Genomic DNA, 15339 nt, shown 5'->3' on the forward strand with positions numbered 1-15339 from the left:
CCCATGCATCTTGGTGAACGCGCGCACCCATATAACCCGCGCCATGGAGCGCGCGTTCACCAAGATGCATGGGCTGGGCAACGACTTCGTCGTCGTCGATGCCCGGCGTGTGCCGTTCGACCTGGACGACGCGACCGCGCGGCGGATCGCCGACCGGCGCACCGGCGTGGGCTGCGACCAGCTGATCGTGCTGGAGCCCGCGCAGGACCCGCGCGCCGACGTGTTCATGCGCATCCGCAACGCCGACGGCGGCGAGGTCAAGGCCTGCGGCAACGCCACCCGCTGCGTCGCCGCGCGGGTGCTGGACGAGGCGCGCGCCGCCGGCCGGAGCGGCGACAAGGTGGTGGTGGAGACCATGGCCGGCCTGCTGCCCGCCTGGGACGCCGGCGCGGACAGCGACGGCACCCGCCGGATCGCCGTCGACATGGGCGAAGCGCGCACCCGCTGGGACGAGATCCCGCTTTCCAGGGAGGTCGACACGGCCCACCTCCTGCTGGAGAGCGGGCCGCTTCGGGACCCGGTCGGCGTCTCGATGGGCAACCCGCACGCCGTCTTCTTCGTCGACGACGCGCAAGGTGTGGACCTCGGGACCCACGGGCCGCGGCTGGAGCACGACCGGCTGTTTCCCGAGCGCGCCAACATCTCCGCCGCCCAGGTGCTGGACCCGGACACCATCCGACTGCGGGTGTGGGAGCGCGGCGCCGGGATCACCCAGGCCTGCGGCACCGGCGCGTGCGCCGCGCTGGTCGCCGCCGTGCGCCGCGGCCTGACCGGCCGGCGGGCGACCCTGCGGCTGGACGGCGGCGACATCGACATCCACTGGCAGGACGACAACCACGTGCTGATGACCGGCCCGGTCGCGGAGAGCTTCACCGGCCAACTCAACGGACGGATGCTGGCGGCATGACCACGGCGACCCGACACAAGCCGGACCAGCCACAGGCGCCTGCGGCGGAGACCGCGCCGGCGACCCCGGCGGCGGACCCGCAGGTGATGACCTTCGGCTGCCGGCTGAACGCCTACGAGTCCGAGGTGATGCTGCGCCAGGCCCGGCTCGCCGGTCTGGGCGACGCGGTGATCGTCAACACCTGTGCCGTCACCGGCGAGGCCGAGCGCCAGGCCCGCCAGGCGATCCGCCGGGCCAAGCGCGAGCATCCCGAGGCGAAGATCGTGGTCGCCGGCTGCGCCGCGCAGCTGCACCCCGAGGGCTTCGCCCAGATGCCCGAGGTCGACCGCGTGCTGGGCAACCAGGCGAAGCTGCGTCTGGAAAGCTACGCGCCGGAGGCCCCGGCGAAGATCGTGGTCGAGGACATCATGGCGGCGCGCGAGACCGCGTCCCACCTGGTGCAGTCGTTCGAGGCGCGCACGCGGGCGTTCGTGCAGATCCAGCAGGGCTGCGACCACCGCTGCACCTTCTGCATCATCCCGTTCGCGCGCGGCAACAACCGCTCCGTGCCGATCGGGCAGATCGTCCAGGAGGTCCGTCAGCTGGTCCAAAACGGCGTGCGCGAGGTGGTGCTGACCGGCGTCGACATCACCGGCTACGGCCCGGACCTGCCGGGCCAGCCGACCCTGGGCCAGCTGTGCCGTCGGCTCTTGCAGCTGGTGCCAGAGCTGCCGCGCCTGCGGCTGACCAGCGTCGATCCGGTGGAGCTGGACGACGACGTGTTCCGTCTGCTGGAGCACGAGCCCCGGCTGATGGGTCACCTGCACCTGAGCCTACAGGCGGGCGACGATCTGATCCTGAAGCGCATGAAGCGCCGCCATTCCCTGGCCGACGCGCTGGCCTGCGTCGAAAGCGCCCGCGCCGCGCGGCCGGACGTGGTATTCGGCGCCGACATCATCGCCGGCTTCCCGACCGAGGACGCGGCGCGCTTCCGGACCACGCTGAACGCGGTCGACCGGCTCGACCTGACCTGGCTGCACGTCTTCCCCTATTCCGAGCGGCCGGGCACGCCGGCGGCTAAGATGCCGGCGGTCCCCAAGGCCGAACGCAAGGACCGGGCGCGGCGCCTGCGCGCGGCCGGCGACAAGCGCGTCCAGGCGTTCCTGCAGAGCCGGATCGGCCGGGTCGAGACGGTGCTGCTGGAGGACGCCGACGCGCACGGCCGGATGAAGGGCCGCAGCGAGCAGTTCGCGCCGATGCGCGTGGTCCCGGGGTCGGACGGCTCGAATGGGCGGGCCGGGGAGATCGTGCGCGCCCGCGTGACCCATGTCGAAGGGGGCAGCCTTGTGGCCGAGACGCAAGCGTAAGAAGCAGAACGGGCAGGCCGAGGGCCCGCCAAACAAAACCGGGACGGCCCAAACCGAGACAGCCAACACAGAGACGGCCGAGACCGGGACCGCCGGCGCCCAGGCCGCCGAAGGGCCGGCCAAGCAGGAGAAACCGGCCAAGCGCCGCTACGGCTGGGTGCCGTCGCCCGCCAAGCCGGCGTCGGAAACCGACGCCAAGCAGACGGCGCGCGAGGCCGAGCCCGCCTCCAAGCCACCGGCCGCGGAGCGCGCGCCGGACCAGCCCGCCGCACGCCAGCCGGAGCCGGAGGCGGAGGCGGCGTCCGAGCCGCAGCCCGCGGCCGTGCCGGAGCAGCCGGCCAAGTCCAGGCAGGCCGGCGACACCGGCGGGCAAACGCGCAAGAGCTGGGTCGCGCGGCTGCGCGACGGGCTGTGGCGCTCGTCCAGCAAGCTCGGCGACGGCATCGGCTCGATCTTCACCAAGCGCAAGCTCGACGCCGAGGCGCTGGAGGAGCTGGAAGATCTGCTGATCGCGTCCGACCTCGGCGTCAGCACCTCGGCCAAGCTGGCCGGCGGCCTGCGCAAAGAGCGGTTCCCCAAGGAAGCCGGCCCGGAGGAGGTCCGCGCCGCGCTGGCCGAGGACATCGAGGAGATCCTCAAGCCGGTCGCCCAGCCGCTGGAGATCCAGCCGGCCGCCAAACCGCACATCGTGCTGGTGGTCGGCGTCAACGGCTCCGGCAAGACCACCACGATCGGCAAGCTCGGCAAGCAGTACGTCGACCAGGGCTACAAGGTGCAGTTCGCCGCCGGCGACACCTTCCGCGCCGCCGCGGTCGAACAGCTGCAGGTCTGGGGCGAGCGCACCGGCTGCCCGGTGACCGCCAAGGAGACCGGCGCGGACGCCGCGGGGCTTGCCTACGACGCGGTGGCGAAGGCGCAGAAGGACGGCGCGAACCTGCTGCTGATCGATACCGCGGGGCGGCTACACAACAAGTCCAACCTGATGGCCGAGCTGCAGAAGGTCGTGCGGGTGATCCAGAAACTGGCGCCCGACGCGCCGCACGACGTGCTGCTGGTGCTCGACGCCACCACCGGGCAGAACGCGCTCAGCCAGGTCGAGACGTTCAAGCAACTGATCAACGTCACCGGCCTGACCGTGACCAAGCTGGACGGCTCGGCGCGCGGCGGCGTGCTGGTCCCGCTCGCCGACAAGTACGGCCTGCCCGTGCACGCGGTCGGCGTCGGCGAAACCGCCGACGACCTGCGCCCCTTCTCCGCCCGCGCCTTCGCCCGCTCGTTGATGGGCCTGGACCCGGAGCGGTAGAGGGGCGGCACGGGGTCTTGGCGGGTCCCTCTTCCTCGAGGGGGACGCGCGGCCAGCGACCTGCCGGATCTAGAGCAAGATGCTGCAAGGTGAAGCCACCTTTCAGCTGACTCTTGCTCTCTCTTCAAGCCGTTCGAGCAAAGTTCACGATCAAGGTCGACTCGACCTTCATCGATTTTGCTCTAAAACCGGTTCAGCAGCCGGTCGATGTAATCGCGTTCGAATTCGGGCCGGTTGCGGTCGCCGGAGCGCTCGCGCAGTTCGTTCAGGATCTCCCGGGCGCGCTGCATCTGCATCTCGTCGGGAATCTCAACGTCCTGGTTACTGGCGGCGCGGCCGCCGTCCTGCCGGCTGCGCCCCAGCGGGTCGCGCTGCTGGCCGGGCGACAGACCCCGCTGACCCATCGCGGGCGCGCTGCCCTGGCCGGGCTGGTTGCCCAACTGCTGCTGCATCGCCTGCTGCATCGCCTGCATGCCCTGCTGCAGCTGGTCCAGGGCGTTCTGCTGCGGGCCGGTGGCCTGGCCCGGCTGACCCTGCCGCAGGGCGCGGGCGGCGTCGCGCATCTCCCGCTCGGCCCGGCCCAGCGGGCCGGGGATCTCGCCCAGCTGGTTCGCCAGATCGCGCATCAGCCGGCCCAGGCTGCGCCGCAGCGCCTCCTGCCGGGCCGCGGCACCCGGGCCGCTCTGCCGGCCCTGCCCGATCTGGCCCTGCTGACCCTGCTGGCCGCGTTGGCCCTGCCGCATGCCCTGTTGGCCCTGCTGGCCGGGCTGGCCCTGCCGCATGCCCCGTTGGCCCTGCTGCTGGCCTTGCTGCTGTTGCATGCGGAACGACTGGTCGAGCAGCTCGCGCTGGCGTTCGGCGAGCGCGCGCATGTTCTCCATCATCTCCTGCGCCTGCTGGGCCCGCTGGCTCTGCTGGGCGGTCATCGGCTGAGCGTTGCGCAGATTCTCCAGCATGTTCTGCAGCTGCGAGAGCATCTGTTTCGCGGCCTCGCGCGCCCCGGTCTCGGTCATCTCGCGCATCCGCTCGACCATCTTCTGCAGGTCCTCGGCGCGCATGATCTGGGCGTTCTCCGGCAGCTGCTGCGGCTGGACGCCCTGCTCCATCTGGCGCTGCATCCGCTCGGCCATCGCCTGCAGGAAGCGGTCCATCGCCTGCTGCAGCTGGTCCATCAGGCGGTTCAGCTCTGCCTGCGTGGCGTCGGGATCGTTCAGCGCCTGCTCGAGCGCCTGCTGCGCCCGGCGCAGATCGCGCTCGGCGATCGCGAGGTCGCCTTGCTCCAGGCGCAGCGCGGTCTGCCAGAGGATGTCCTGGACCTCTGACACCGCCTGGTCGCTGTCGTCGTAGATCAGCCGGCGCTCGGCCGCGCGGATGCCCAGCGTCACCACGACGTCGCCGTTGAACAGCTGCGGGCGCTGGCCGATCTGGTTCAATTCCCGGATCACCGGATAGCGGTTGTCGGGCTTGAGCGTCAGCTGCCGGCGCAGCTCGACCAGCCGCTTGGCCACCGGGTGGGTGAAGGTGCGCTGGGGCAGGGTCACGGTCAGGGTGTCGCTGGTCGCCTGCTGGCCGCGCGCGTCCTCCGCGATCAGGGTCGCGCGCACCTCGGTGCCGGCCCAGCGGTGGGCGGTCAGGTCGTGGTAGCTGGTGTTCTCCACCGCGCCGGGTTCGCCGCCCGCCAGCGGCAGGTCGAGCACGATCGCCTTGCCGGCGCCGCCGTTCTGCTTGGCGTTCTTGCCGCCAGCGGCGCCGGCTGTGCCCTCAGACGTCGAGCCGCCGGCCGCGCCGGCGTCGTCGCCCGCCATCTGGCTGGAATCCGCCTGGCTAGAATCCATCTGGCCAGAATCCGGCTGGTCAGCATTCGGCTGGTCGCGCCCCTTGTGGTCGCCGGAAGCGCGGGTCAGGCGCAGGCGCACGTGCTCGACGCCGTAATCGTCGGTCGCCTGATAGGCGACCTTGAGGGCGTTGCGCTCGCTGCCGGTGGGCGGCTCCTGGAACGACACGCGCGGGCTGATGTCCGGCGTGATGCCCAGCCGCCAACTGGCGAGCACCTGCCCGCCCTGCCGGACCGCGAGGTCCCGACCGGCGGTCATGTCGAGTTCGATCTCGGCCTTCCAGGCGCCCTCGGCGGCGCGCTCCAGCCGAACCGTGCGGTCGCCCAGCTGCAGCACCGGGTCGCCCGTGCCGCCGGACACCTGCGCCAGCAGCCGGCTGCCGTCGGGCAGGTCGACGCGCTTGGCCGTTTTTTCAGGCGCGGTCGCCAGGTAGCGCGGCGCCTGGCCGGTGTAGGCCGGCGGGTCGATCCAGACGTCGACCTGGGGGGCCGGCACCTCGGCGCTCGGATAGACCGGCACGACCGCGCGCGCCAGCCGCTCCGGCGCGTTGCCGCCGGCGACCGCAAGGCCAACAACCAGCAGCAGCACGGGCACCGCACGCAGGCCCGCGGGGTCGACCGTGGCGAGCGAGCCGCGCGGCGGCTTGACCCGCAGCCGGCGGATGGTCGCGCGCAGGCGCTCCAGGTGCGCCTGCCACAGGGCGGCGGTCGCGGCGTCCTGGCTGCCGGTGGCGAGCTGGTCGTCCAGGCCGGCCAGCGGGCGGTGGGCAAGGCCGCTGTCCCGCTCCAGCCGGCGGCGGGCGTCGTCGGTGTCGGGCAGGCGAATCCGCCGGAGGCCGCGCGCGAGGAGCCAGCCGAAGCCGGCCGCGAAGGCGAGCAGGCTGAGGCTGTGCAGCCAGAAACCGAGCGCGGGCAGCAGTCCGGTCAGACCGGCCGCGAGGAACAGGGCGAGCAGCGCGGCGGCGGGCCAAAGCTGCGGCCAGATCCGTTCCCAGCTGAGCGCCAGGCGCGCAGCCGCGAGCCGCCAGCCCAGACCGGGCAGGGCGTCGCTCACACGATCGTGATCGGGGTGCTCGGGGGTGCGTGCGGCGTCGCGCGCGCTGCGCGTCTCGCTGCCAGGCCGGTTCGCTGCCATCGCGGCCTCCTGTTCGCCCGGGCCCGCGCGCGGCGCCCGCGCTCGGGCCTCCTGGGACCGAAACCACCCGGCCGCGCCCCGAAGTCCAGCGCTTTAGACGGGCGTCAGCCGGTCTTTCGGGTGCCGGCAGACGCCGCCGGATCGCCGGCGACCGGCGTATCGGGCGGCGCTCGATCCGGCGCGGCGTCCGCCGGGCGGCCAAGCCAGCCGGGCACCTGCTCGCTACTCAGTACCTCCTGGAAACTAGGGCGACGACGCACGATGGCAAACCGCTCGCCCTGCACCATCACTTCGGGCACCGGGAGCCTGCTATTGTAACCCGACGCCATCACCGCGCCATAGGCCCCGGCGGAGAAAAACGCCAGCAGGTCGCCGGCCCGCATCGCCGGCAGCGGGCGCGCCCGGGCGAAGGTGTCGGCGGATTCGCACACCGGGCCGACCACGTCCATCTGGGTCAGTTCGTCCGCGCCAGCGCCGCGGGCGACCGGCTTGAGTTCGTGCCAGGCCTCGTACAGCGCCGGGCGGATCAGGTCGTTCATCGCCGCGTCGACCACCAGGATCGGGCGCACCCGCCCCTGCTTCAGATAGAGCGTGCGGGTCACCAGCACGCCCGCGTTGCCGACCAGATGGCGCCCCGGCTCGAACGCCAGCCGGGCGTCGGTGGTCTCGGCCACGGTTTCGCGCACCAAGCGGGCGTAGCCCTCCACGTCCGGCGCGGGCTCGTCGCGGTAGACGATGCCGAGCCCGCCGCCGAGGTCGATCCGGTCGACCGGCCAGCCCGCGTCCTGCAGCCAGCGGTACAGCTCCGCCGTGCGGGTATAGGCCTGCCGGAACGGCGCCTGCTCGGTGATCTGCGAGCCGATGTGCACCGCCAGCCCCTTGAGGTCGACCGCGTCGAGGGCGCGCAGGCGCTCGACCACCTCCGGCAGGGCGTCGGCGTCGATGCCGAACTTGTCCTCCGCCCGGCCGGTCGAAATCTTGTGGTGGGTCTTGGCGTCGACGTCCGGGTTGATCCTCAGCGCGACCGGCGCGCGCACCCCCAGCGCGCGCGCGACCGCGTCGATCAGCTCCAGTTCCGGCAGCGATTCCGCGTTGAACTGGTGGATCCCGGCCTTGAGCGCCGCGGCGATCTCGTGGCGGGTCTTGCCGACCCCGGGGTAGACGATCTTGTCCGCCGGCACGCCGGCCGCGAGCGCGCGCAGCAGCTCGCCCTCGCTGACGATGTCCGCGCCCGCGCCGCGCGCGGCCAGCGCCGCCAGCACGCCCACGTTGGAGTTCGCCTTCATGGCGTAGCAGACCAGCGTGCGCGCCGCGCCCAGCTCGGCCTCCAGGGCGCCGGCGAAGCGGTCGTAGGCGGCCTCGATCGCGCTCTGGGAGTAGACGTAGACCGGCGTGCCGACCTGATCCGCAATCCGGCTGAGCGGCACGTCTTCCGCGTGGAGGCCGCCGTCGCGGTAGGTGAAGGGCGTCATTGGGCGTCCTGCTCGCCCTCGGCGGGCTCGGGGGGATTGGGGGCGCGCCGGCCCTCCGGCACCACGCTGTCGGGCGGCGGATAGGTGCGCGGGTACGCCGGGTCGGCGTCCGGCGGCCGCTTGTTCGGCCCCTTGATGCCGCAGGCCGCGAGCGGCGCGGCGGCCAGCCCGATAACCAGCGCGCGGCGGGTCAGCTTGGCGGTCGGTCGGCTCATAGGAAGTGCTCCCGCGCCGCCGTGGCGGCGGCGCGCACGTTGTCCGGGGCGGTGCCGCCGCGGGACGTGCGGCTGGCCGCCGCCTTGTCCACCGTCAGCACCTCGAAGACGTCCTCGGTGATCCGGGGGTCGACCGCCTGCATCTCGCCGAGCGGCAGGTCGGGCAGGTCGCAGCCCGCGTCCTCGGCCAGCTTGACCAGCCGGCCGACCACGTGGTGGGCGTCGCGGAACGGCATGCCGGGCACCCGCACCAGCCAGTCGGCCAGGTCGGTCGCGGTGATGAAGCCCTTCTGGGTCGCCGCGCGCAGGTTCGCCGCGTTCGGCTGCATGTCCTGGATCATGCCCGCCGTGCAGGCGAGGCACAGCTCCAGGGTGTCGCAGGCGTCGAACAGCGGCTCCTTGTCCTCCTGCATGTCCTTGCCGTAGGTGAGCGGCAGGCCCTTCATCACCGTGAACAGCGTGATCAGCGAACCGATCACCCGGCCCGACTTGGCGCGCACCAGTTCCGCGCCGTCGGGATTCTTCTTCTGCGGCATGATCGAGCTGCCGGTGGTGAAGGCGTCCGACAGCTCGACGAAGGCGAAGCCCTCGTTGCACCAAAGGATCAGTTCCTCGCACAGCCGCGACAGATGCATCGCGAGCGTCGAGCCCGCCGCCAGCACTTCCAGCGCGAAGTCCCGGTCGGCGACCGAATCCATCGAATTCGCCGTCGGCCGGTCGAAGCCCAGCTCGCGCGCGGTCATCTCGCGGTCGATCGGGAACGACGTGCCGGCCAGCGCCGCCGCGCCCAGCGGGCACTCGTTGAGCCGCTTGCGCGCGTCCGCCAGCCGGCCGCGGTCGCGCCCGAACATCTCGACGTAGGCCAGCATGTGGTGGCCTAAGGTGACCGGCTGGGCCGCCTGCAGATGGGTGTAGCCCGGCATGACGAGGTCCGCCCCGGATTCCGCCTGCTCGATCAGCGCGCGCTGCACCGCGCGCAGCTGGCCGTCCAGCCGGTCGACGGCCGCGCGCGTCCACAGCCGGAGGTCGGTCGCCACCTGATCGTTGCGCGAGCGCGCGGTGTGCAGCCGGCCGGCGGGTTCGCCGATCAGCTCCTTCAGCCGGGATTCCACGTTCATGTGGATATCCTCGAGCGCCGACTTGAAGCTGAAGCTGCCCTGCTCGATCTCCCGCTTGACCGTCTCTAGACCGTCGAGGATCGCCTGCCCATCTGTGCGCGAGACGATGCCGCGCTCGATCAGCATGCGGCAGTGCGCGCGCGATGCCTGGATATCCTCGGCGTAGAGACGGCGGTCGAAGCCGATCGACGGGTTGATCGCCGCCATCGCCTCCGACGGTCCGCCGGCGAACCGGCCGCCCCACATCGTGTTGGCGGCTTGCGACGCCGGGTCGCCGTGCGACGCGGGCTGGCTCGCGGTGTCGTCGCCGTTGCCGGCGTTATGCTGATCGGCCTGGGTCATGATGGTTGCAAGGGATAGCGAAAGCGATGCGCCAAGGAAAGACCGCCGGCCGCGTTGAAGCGCGCGCCGCCCACGATCGCCGCCCGTCCGCCCGGACCGCGCGCCTGCTGGGGCTGGCCGTGCTGCTGGCCGCGGCGGTGCTTTGGACCGCGCCCGCGCCGGCCGCGGACGGTCCGCCGCTGCAGGGCCGGTTCGCCGACGCCTTCCAGATGCCGGACCAGCCGCGCCCGGCGCCGGAGGCGACCTTCACCACCCGCGACGGCGCCACCGTGCAGCTCGCCGATTTCGAGGGGAAGGTCCTGCTGGTCAACTTCTGGGCCACCTGGTGCGCGCCCTGCGTGGAGGAAATGCCGACCCTGGACGGCCTGCAGCAGGCCCTCGGCGGCGCGGCGTTCCAGGTGCTGGCGGTCAGCCAGGACCGCGGCGGCCTCAGCAAGGTCGAGCCGTTCCTGCGCGAGGAGCTGAACCTGCAGGCGCTGCCGATCTACCTCGACACCGACGGCAGCCTGGCCCAGGCGTTCGGCCTGCGCGGCATGCCGACCACCTATCTGCTGAACGCCCGCGGCCAGGTCGTGGGCGGCCTGGAAGGCCCGGCCGACTGGAACTCCGACGCCGCGCGCAGGCTGATCCAGTACTACATCGACCAGGGCCGCGAAGCCGGTGCGATCCAGACCGGCGGGTGAGCGGCGGCATCTTGCGGATCGGCCGGAAGATGCCGCCATCCGCCCGGCCGGGCCGACCCGAACGGGCTACCGCGCCGGACTGTGCTGAATGCGCGACAGGCGTCGCGGAATCGCATCGCATTCATCTGGATTTAACGTCCTCGCGGCAGCATATATCGAACGCGCGGGCGGCGGTGCGCCGCGGGTCGCTGCCGTGCTCCGGCGCCGCCTGCCTGCGAGCCCGCCCGCCTGCGCGATCCCAAAACCACGACCCGACCGGCCAGCACGCTTGAACGCCCGCCGGCGCTTCGCGTTGCTATGGAGTGCCGTCCATGCTTGCCGCGATCCGCTCTTCCTGGCCGCTCTTCCTGGGCGTGGCGCTGATGATGCTCGGCAACGGGCTGCAGACCTCGCTGCTGGGCGTGCGCGCGGGGCTGGAATCGTTCGCCACCAGCGCGACCGGCGTGATCATGTCGATGTACTTCGTCGGCTTCCTCGCCGGGAGCCTGCTGGTGCCGCGGATGATCGGCACGGTCGGGCACGTGCGCGTGTTCGCGGCGCTCGCCTCGATCGCCTCGACGGCGACGCTGATCCACACGATCTTCGTCGAACCGGCGACCTGGGCGGTCATGCGCAGCGTCACCGGGTTCGCGTTCGCCGGCCTGTTCATCGTCGCCGAGAGCTGGCTGAACGACCGCGCCACCAACCAGACGCGCGGCAGCTTGCTGGCCGTCTACATGGTGGTGCTGATGGGCGGCACGGCGGGCGGCCAGCTGCTGCTCAACCTGGACGACCCGACCCGGTTCCAACTGTTCGCGCTGGTCAGCGTGTTGATCTCGCTGTCGCTGGTGCCGCTGCTGCTGAGCGCCACGCCCGCCCCGGCGATCCGGATGCCGGAGAAGGTCGGGCTGCTGCAGCTCTACCGCGCCTCGCCGCTGGGCGTGGTCGGCTGCTTCGGCACCGGCGTGGCGCATGGCGCGGCGCTCGGCATGGGCGCGGTGTACGCCGGCGCCGCCGGTTTCTCGGTGGCCGAAATCTCCGCCTTCATGGGCGCGGTCTATCTGGGCGGCATGCTGGCCCAGGGGCCGATCGGGGTCCTGTCCGACCGGTTCGACCGGCGGCTGGTGCTGACCGTGACCACGCTGGCCGCGTCCGGGGCGGCGATCGCCGCGGGCTGGGGGGGCCGGCGTGTCGAACGCGGCGACGATCGGACTGGTCGCGGTGTTCGGCGGCCTGACGCTGCCGCTCTATGCCCTGTGCATCAGCCACACCAACGACTACCTGACCCCGACCCAGATGCCGGCGGCGAGCGGCAAGCTGTACCTGGTCACCGGCGTCGGCTCGACCCTGGGCCCGCTGTCGGTCGCGGTGCTGATGGACCTGCGGGGCCCGGTCGCCTATTTCGGCTTCCTGGCGGCGGTGCACCTGGCGATCGGCGGGTTCGCGCTGTGGCGGATGACCCGCCGCGCGGCCCGGCCGCTGGAACAGCAGGGCCACTACGCCACCCTGTCGGCGACCGGCACGCAGGTCGCCGCCGCGATGGTGGCGAAGGACGCGGTCGCCCAACAGCCGGCCGCCGAGCCCGCCGGGATCGCCCAGCCGGCCGATTGGCTGGGCGCGGACGATCTGGTGAGCGCGCCCGACCCGGCCGAGCCGGCGGCCAACGACGACGCGGCCGCCCCGGCGGTCCGGCAGGCCTGACGCGTCGCCCGGATGCCCGGGCCCGGCCGTTCCGGGCGTGGCGCGGGCCGGTGCTTGACCGCACGGGCGGGCCTGCCTAAACGAGGACCCTTGGCGACCACCCGAGGCCGAGAAGCGTCCGATGTCCGATCCCGCGATCCAGCGCGCCCTCCTGTCCGTGTCCGACAAGCGGGGGCTGGCCGAGTTCGCCCGGTTCCTGAGCGAGCGCGGCGTCGAGATCCTGTCCACCGGCGGCTCCGCCAGGGCGATCCGCGAAGCCGGGGTGCCGGTGACCGAGGTGGCGGCGGTGACCGGCCATCCCGAGATCATGGACGGCCGGGTCAAGACGCTGCATCCGCGCATCCACGGCGGTCTCCTGGGCCGGCGCGACCATGTCGACGACCAGGCCGCGATGGCCGAGCACGGCATCCCCGCGATCGACCTGCTGGCGGTCAACCTCTACCCGTTCGAGCAGACGGTCGCCGGCGGCGCCGACCGCGGCGCGTGCATCGAGAAGATCGACATCGGCGGGCCCGCGATGGTCCGCGCGGCGGCGAAAAACCACGGCTTCGTCACCGTCGTGGTGAACCCGGACGACTACGCCGGCGTGATGCAGGAGATGCGCGCCCACGCGGGCGCGGTCACCGAGACCTACCGCCGGCGCCTGGCCGCCGACGCATACGCCCACACGGCCGCCTACGACGCGGCGGTGGCGGAGTGGATGCACGCCCAGGAGGGCACGACCTTCCCGCGCGAGCTGTCGCTCGCCGGCCGGCGCAAGCAGACGCTGCGCTACGGCGAGAACCCGCACCAGGACGCCGCGTTCTACCTGCTGGCCGGCCGGCACGGCGGCCGCCCCGGGGTGGCGACCGCGACCCAGCTGCAGGGCAAGGACCTGAGCTACAACAACCTGAACGACACCGATGCCGCGTTCGAGGCGGTGGCGGAGTTCGACGATCCCGCCGTGGTGATCGTCAAGCACGCCAACCCGTGCGGCGTCGCCGTCGCCGACGCGCTGGCGGACGCCTACGACAAGGCGCTGGCGTGCGATCCGGTGAGCGCGTTCGGCGGCATCATCGCGGTCAACCGCACGCTCGACGCGGCGACCGCTGAGAAGATCGCGGACTTGTTCGCCGAGGTGGTGATCGCGCCGGTCGTGGGCGCGGCGGCGCGCCGCGTGCTGGCGGCGAAGAAGAACCTGCGGGTGCTGGAAACCGGCGGCCTGCCGGCGGCCGACGGCGACGGCCTCGCCGCGCGCACGCTGTCCGGCGGGCTGCTGCTGCAGACCCGCGATGCGGGCCATGTCAGCGCGGACGATCTGCGCCCGGTGACCGGCCGGCAGCCGAGCGACCGGGAACGGGCCGATCTGCTGTTCGCCTTCCGGGTGTGCAAGCACGTCAAGTCGAACGCGATCGTCTACGCCAAGAACGGGGCCACCGTGGGGATCGGCGCGGGCCAGATGAGCCGGGTCGATTCCGCCCGGATCGCCGTGCGCAAAGCCGCCGACGCCGCCGAGGCGGCGGGCGAGACCCGGCCCCGCACCGAGGGCGCGGTGGTCGCCTCCGACGCCTTCTTCCCGTTCGCCGATGGCCTGGTCTCGGCGGCCGAGGCGGGCGTCACCGCCGTCATCCAGCCGGGCGGCAGCAAGCGCGACGACGAGGTCGTCGCCGCCGCCGACGCCCGCGACCTCGCCATGGTGTTCACCGACATGCGCCACTTCCGGCACTGAAGCGGGCGCGGTTCATCCCCTCTCCCTTGAGGGGAGAGGGAGGGGCCCGCGACCCGGAGGGTCGTGGGAGGGTGAGGGTGGGACTCCCCGCCATATGATGTGGAGTCCCACCCTCACCCTGGCCCTCTCCCCTCAAGGGAGAGGGGACCCGCCGACGCGGCTTGCGCACCCGCTAGAGCAAAATCGATGAAGCTCTGGTCGACCTTCATCGTGAATCTTGCTCTAAGGTGGATTCGCCGCGGTAACGGCAACCTACCGTCGGCGCCGCGTCTCACCCGGCGGGCCGGGTGGCGTGGATGTCGATCTCGATCACCACGTCGTTGGGCACCATCGAGGTGTCCTGCCACTGCCCTTTGCCGATGCCCCAGCGCAGGCGCTTGACCGTCACCTCGCCGTCGGCGACGGCGGTCAGGGTGTCGCCGTCGCGGGTGACCTCCAGCTCGAACGGCAGGTCGATCGGATGCGTGGTGCCGCGCATCGTCAGCTTGCCCTCGGCGATGTAGGTGTTGCCGCCGGCGTGCCGGAAGCTGTCGGCCTGAAAGCGGGCGTTGGGGTACTTTTGGGCGTGGAACAGGTTGGGCGACTTGATCGTCTGGTCGCGGTCCAGCGAGCCGGTGGTGACGCTGGCGATGGCGATCCGCACGTCGACCGAGCTGGCCTCGAGGTTGTCGCGGTCGAACCGGATGGTGGTCTGAAACCGCTCGAACTCGCCCGGCACGGCGTTGCCCGACTGCTGGGCGATGAAGCCGACCCGGCTCTTGTCGTGGTCGACGGTCCATACCGGCGCCTGCTGGGCCAGCGCGGTGCTGGCGGTGAACGCCGTCAGCGCGGCGAACGCGGTTGCGGTCAGGCGGTTGGCCATTGGAACAGGGCCTCCTTGCAAGCGAGGTTGGGGAACCGTGCCCGTCGTGAAAAGGTCTGCGGCCCGCGCGCCGGGGCTCACGCCTGCGGCCGGCGGATGCCGGTCGTGTCCTTGTTGGCGACGAACGGCAGCATCCGGCGCAGCACGTTGTCCTTGAGCACGAAGTGATGGCGCAGCGCGGCCGCCACGTGCACGCCGACCAGCCCCAGAATCGCCCAGCTCAGGTAGCCGTGGACCGCCTTGAACGTGTCCTCGAGGGCCTTGGAATTGCCGACGTCGGGCAAGGTGACGCCCCAGATCACCGTCGGGAAGCTGGACGCCATGGAGAACACGAGCCCGGCGATCGGCTGGGCGAACAGCAGGCCGTAAAGCAGCACGTGGCTGGCGCGCGAGGCGAGCTCCTCCCACCGCTGGCTGCCCGAGGGCATCGGCGGTACCGGGTTGACCAGCCGCCAGCCGACCCGCACGACCGCCAGCGCCAGGATGGTCACGCCGATCGACTTGTGCAGGTTGTACAGCGTGAACTGCAGCTGCATCGCCTGCACGCCCTCGGCGTACCAGGCGATCGCGAACTGGGCGACGAAGCCGAGCGCGATCACCCAATGCAGGGCCTGCGCGAGCGCGCCGTAGCGCGTCTTGGTGTTGCGGATCTGCATGGCGGGCTGCCTCGCCTGTCGTTCGTGGCTCGACGTTGCTGTGGGCGTTCTTGGGGGCGTTCTTGGGGGCGTTCTTGG

General features: G+C 72.1%; 12 protein-coding genes and 1 pseudogene. 7 read left to right on the forward strand and 6 right to left on the reverse strand.

Features of this window, described 5'->3' with window-relative positions:
- The first annotated feature begins 64 nt into the window (after positions 1–64).
- From dapF to ftsY, 3 genes are read left to right on the forward strand one after another with little or no spacing between them, the layout of a single operon-like run.
- Complete coding sequence (gene dapF, locus CKO28_RS22225) at positions 65–907, forward strand: diaminopimelate epimerase (protein ID WP_242480740.1); 843 nt, start codon at positions 65–67, stop codon at positions 905–907.
- The gene (gene mtaB, locus CKO28_RS22230) at positions 904–2253 is read left to right on the forward strand and encodes a tRNA (N(6)-L-threonylcarbamoyladenosine(37)-C(2))-methylthiotransferase MtaB (protein ID WP_200343089.1); all 1350 of its coding nucleotides are present in this window, start codon (positions 904–906) and stop codon (positions 2251–2253) included. The genes dapF and mtaB overlap by 4 nt, the downstream gene beginning before the upstream one ends.
- Positions 2231–3556 carry a signal recognition particle-docking protein FtsY gene (ftsY, locus tag CKO28_RS22235; protein WP_242480736.1) on the forward strand — a complete coding sequence of 442 codons (1326 nt, stop codon included), beginning with the start codon at positions 2231–2233 and terminating at the stop codon, positions 3554–3556. Before mtaB ends, ftsY begins: the two co-directional genes overlap by 23 nt.
- Positions 3557–3738: 182 nt before the next feature.
- On the opposite strand, the gene CKO28_RS22240 is transcribed toward ftsY, so the two are convergent.
- From CKO28_RS22240 to argH, 4 genes are all read right to left on the reverse strand, one after another.
- Entirely contained in the window at positions 3739–6525 is a 2787-nt protein-coding gene (locus CKO28_RS22240; protein WP_200343091.1) for a DUF4175 domain-containing protein, read from the reverse strand.
- Positions 6526–6629: 104 nt separating this feature from the next.
- Entirely contained in the window at positions 6630–7997 is a 1368-nt protein-coding gene (gene lysA, locus CKO28_RS22245) for a diaminopimelate decarboxylase (protein ID WP_200343092.1), read from the reverse strand.
- Positions 7994–8212, reverse strand: a complete 219-nt coding sequence (locus tag CKO28_RS22250; RefSeq protein WP_200343093.1) for a hypothetical protein — start codon at positions 8210–8212, stop codon at positions 7994–7996. Before CKO28_RS22250 ends, lysA begins: the two co-directional genes overlap by 4 nt.
- Positions 8209–9576 carry an argininosuccinate lyase gene (gene argH, locus CKO28_RS22255; protein ID WP_242480741.1) on the reverse strand — a complete coding sequence of 456 codons (1368 nt, stop codon included), beginning with the start codon at positions 9574–9576 and terminating at the stop codon, positions 8209–8211. The genes CKO28_RS22250 and argH overlap by 4 nt, the downstream gene beginning before the upstream one ends.
- Before the next feature lie 122 nt (positions 9577–9698).
- Between argH and CKO28_RS22260 the strand changes: the two genes are divergently transcribed.
- The 4 genes and pseudogenes from CKO28_RS22260 (at position 9699) to purH (ending at position 13743) form a co-directional block, all read left to right on the forward strand.
- Positions 9699–10355, forward strand: a complete 657-nt coding sequence (locus tag CKO28_RS22260; protein ID WP_242480737.1) for a TlpA family protein disulfide reductase — start codon at positions 9699–9701, stop codon at positions 10353–10355.
- A 365-nt stretch (positions 10356–10720) separates the two neighbouring features.
- Positions 10721–11452: pseudogene (locus tag CKO28_RS29450) on the forward strand (MFS transporter); the annotation flags it as partial.
- Positions 11453–11522: 70 nt separating this feature from the next.
- Positions 11523–12035 carry an MFS transporter gene (locus CKO28_RS28635; RefSeq protein ID WP_242480739.1) on the forward strand — a complete coding sequence of 171 codons (513 nt, stop codon included), beginning with the start codon at positions 11523–11525 and terminating at the stop codon, positions 12033–12035.
- A 121-nt stretch (positions 12036–12156) separates the two neighbouring features.
- Positions 12157–13743, forward strand: a complete 1587-nt coding sequence (gene purH / locus CKO28_RS22270; RefSeq protein WP_200343096.1) for a bifunctional phosphoribosylaminoimidazolecarboxamide formyltransferase/IMP cyclohydrolase — start codon at positions 12157–12159, stop codon at positions 13741–13743.
- A 271-nt stretch (positions 13744–14014) separates the two neighbouring features.
- On the opposite strand, the gene CKO28_RS22275 is transcribed toward purH, so the two are convergent.
- Together CKO28_RS22275 and CKO28_RS22280 are read right to left on the reverse strand one after the other, a co-directional pair.
- Positions 14015–14605: a YceI family protein gene (locus CKO28_RS22275; protein ID WP_200343097.1), complete on the reverse strand. Its 591-nt coding sequence runs from the start codon at positions 14603–14605 to the stop codon at positions 14015–14017.
- Positions 14606–14682: 77 nt separating this feature from the next.
- Positions 14683–15261, reverse strand: coding sequence for a cytochrome b (locus CKO28_RS22280; RefSeq protein WP_200343098.1), 579 nt, complete (start codon positions 15259–15261; stop codon positions 14683–14685).
- Positions 15262–15339 lie beyond the last annotated feature (78 nt).

It is taken from the genome of Rhodovibrio sodomensis (assembly GCF_016583645.1).
In the GTDB taxonomy this organism is placed as follows: Bacteria; Pseudomonadota; Alphaproteobacteria; order Kiloniellales; family Rhodovibrionaceae; genus Rhodovibrio; species Rhodovibrio sodomensis.

Excerpts from the sequence above, each read along its gene's own strand:
- dapF (WP_242480740.1), top strand. The coding sequence starts at position 65 with ATGCATGGGCTGGGCAACGACTTCGTCGTCGTCGATGCCCGGCGTGTG.
- mtaB (WP_200343089.1), top strand. The coding sequence starts at position 904 with ATGACCACGGCGACCCGACACAAGCCGGACCAGCCACAGGCGCCTGCG.
- CKO28_RS22240 (WP_200343091.1), bottom strand. The coding sequence starts at position 6,525 with ATGGCAGCGAACCGGCCTGGCAGCGAGACGCGCAGCGCGCGCGACGCC.
- lysA (WP_200343092.1), bottom strand. The coding sequence starts at position 7,997 with ATGACGCCCTTCACCTACCGCGACGGCGGCCTCCACGCGGAAGACGTG.
- CKO28_RS22250 (WP_200343093.1), bottom strand. The coding sequence starts at position 8,212 with ATGAGCCGACCGACCGCCAAGCTGACCCGCCGCGCGCTGGTTATCGGG.
- argH (WP_242480741.1), bottom strand. The coding sequence starts at position 9,576 with ATGTGGGGCGGCCGGTTCGCCGGCGGACCGTCGGAGGCGATGGCGGCG.
- CKO28_RS22260 (WP_242480737.1), top strand. The coding sequence starts at position 9,699 with ATGCGCCAAGGAAAGACCGCCGGCCGCGTTGAAGCGCGCGCCGCCCAC.
- purH (WP_200343096.1), top strand. The coding sequence starts at position 12,157 with ATGTCCGATCCCGCGATCCAGCGCGCCCTCCTGTCCGTGTCCGACAAG.
- CKO28_RS22275 (WP_200343097.1), bottom strand. The coding sequence starts at position 14,605 with ATGGCCAACCGCCTGACCGCAACCGCGTTCGCCGCGCTGACGGCGTTC.
- CKO28_RS22280 (WP_200343098.1), bottom strand. The coding sequence starts at position 15,261 with ATGCAGATCCGCAACACCAAGACGCGCTACGGCGCGCTCGCGCAGGCC.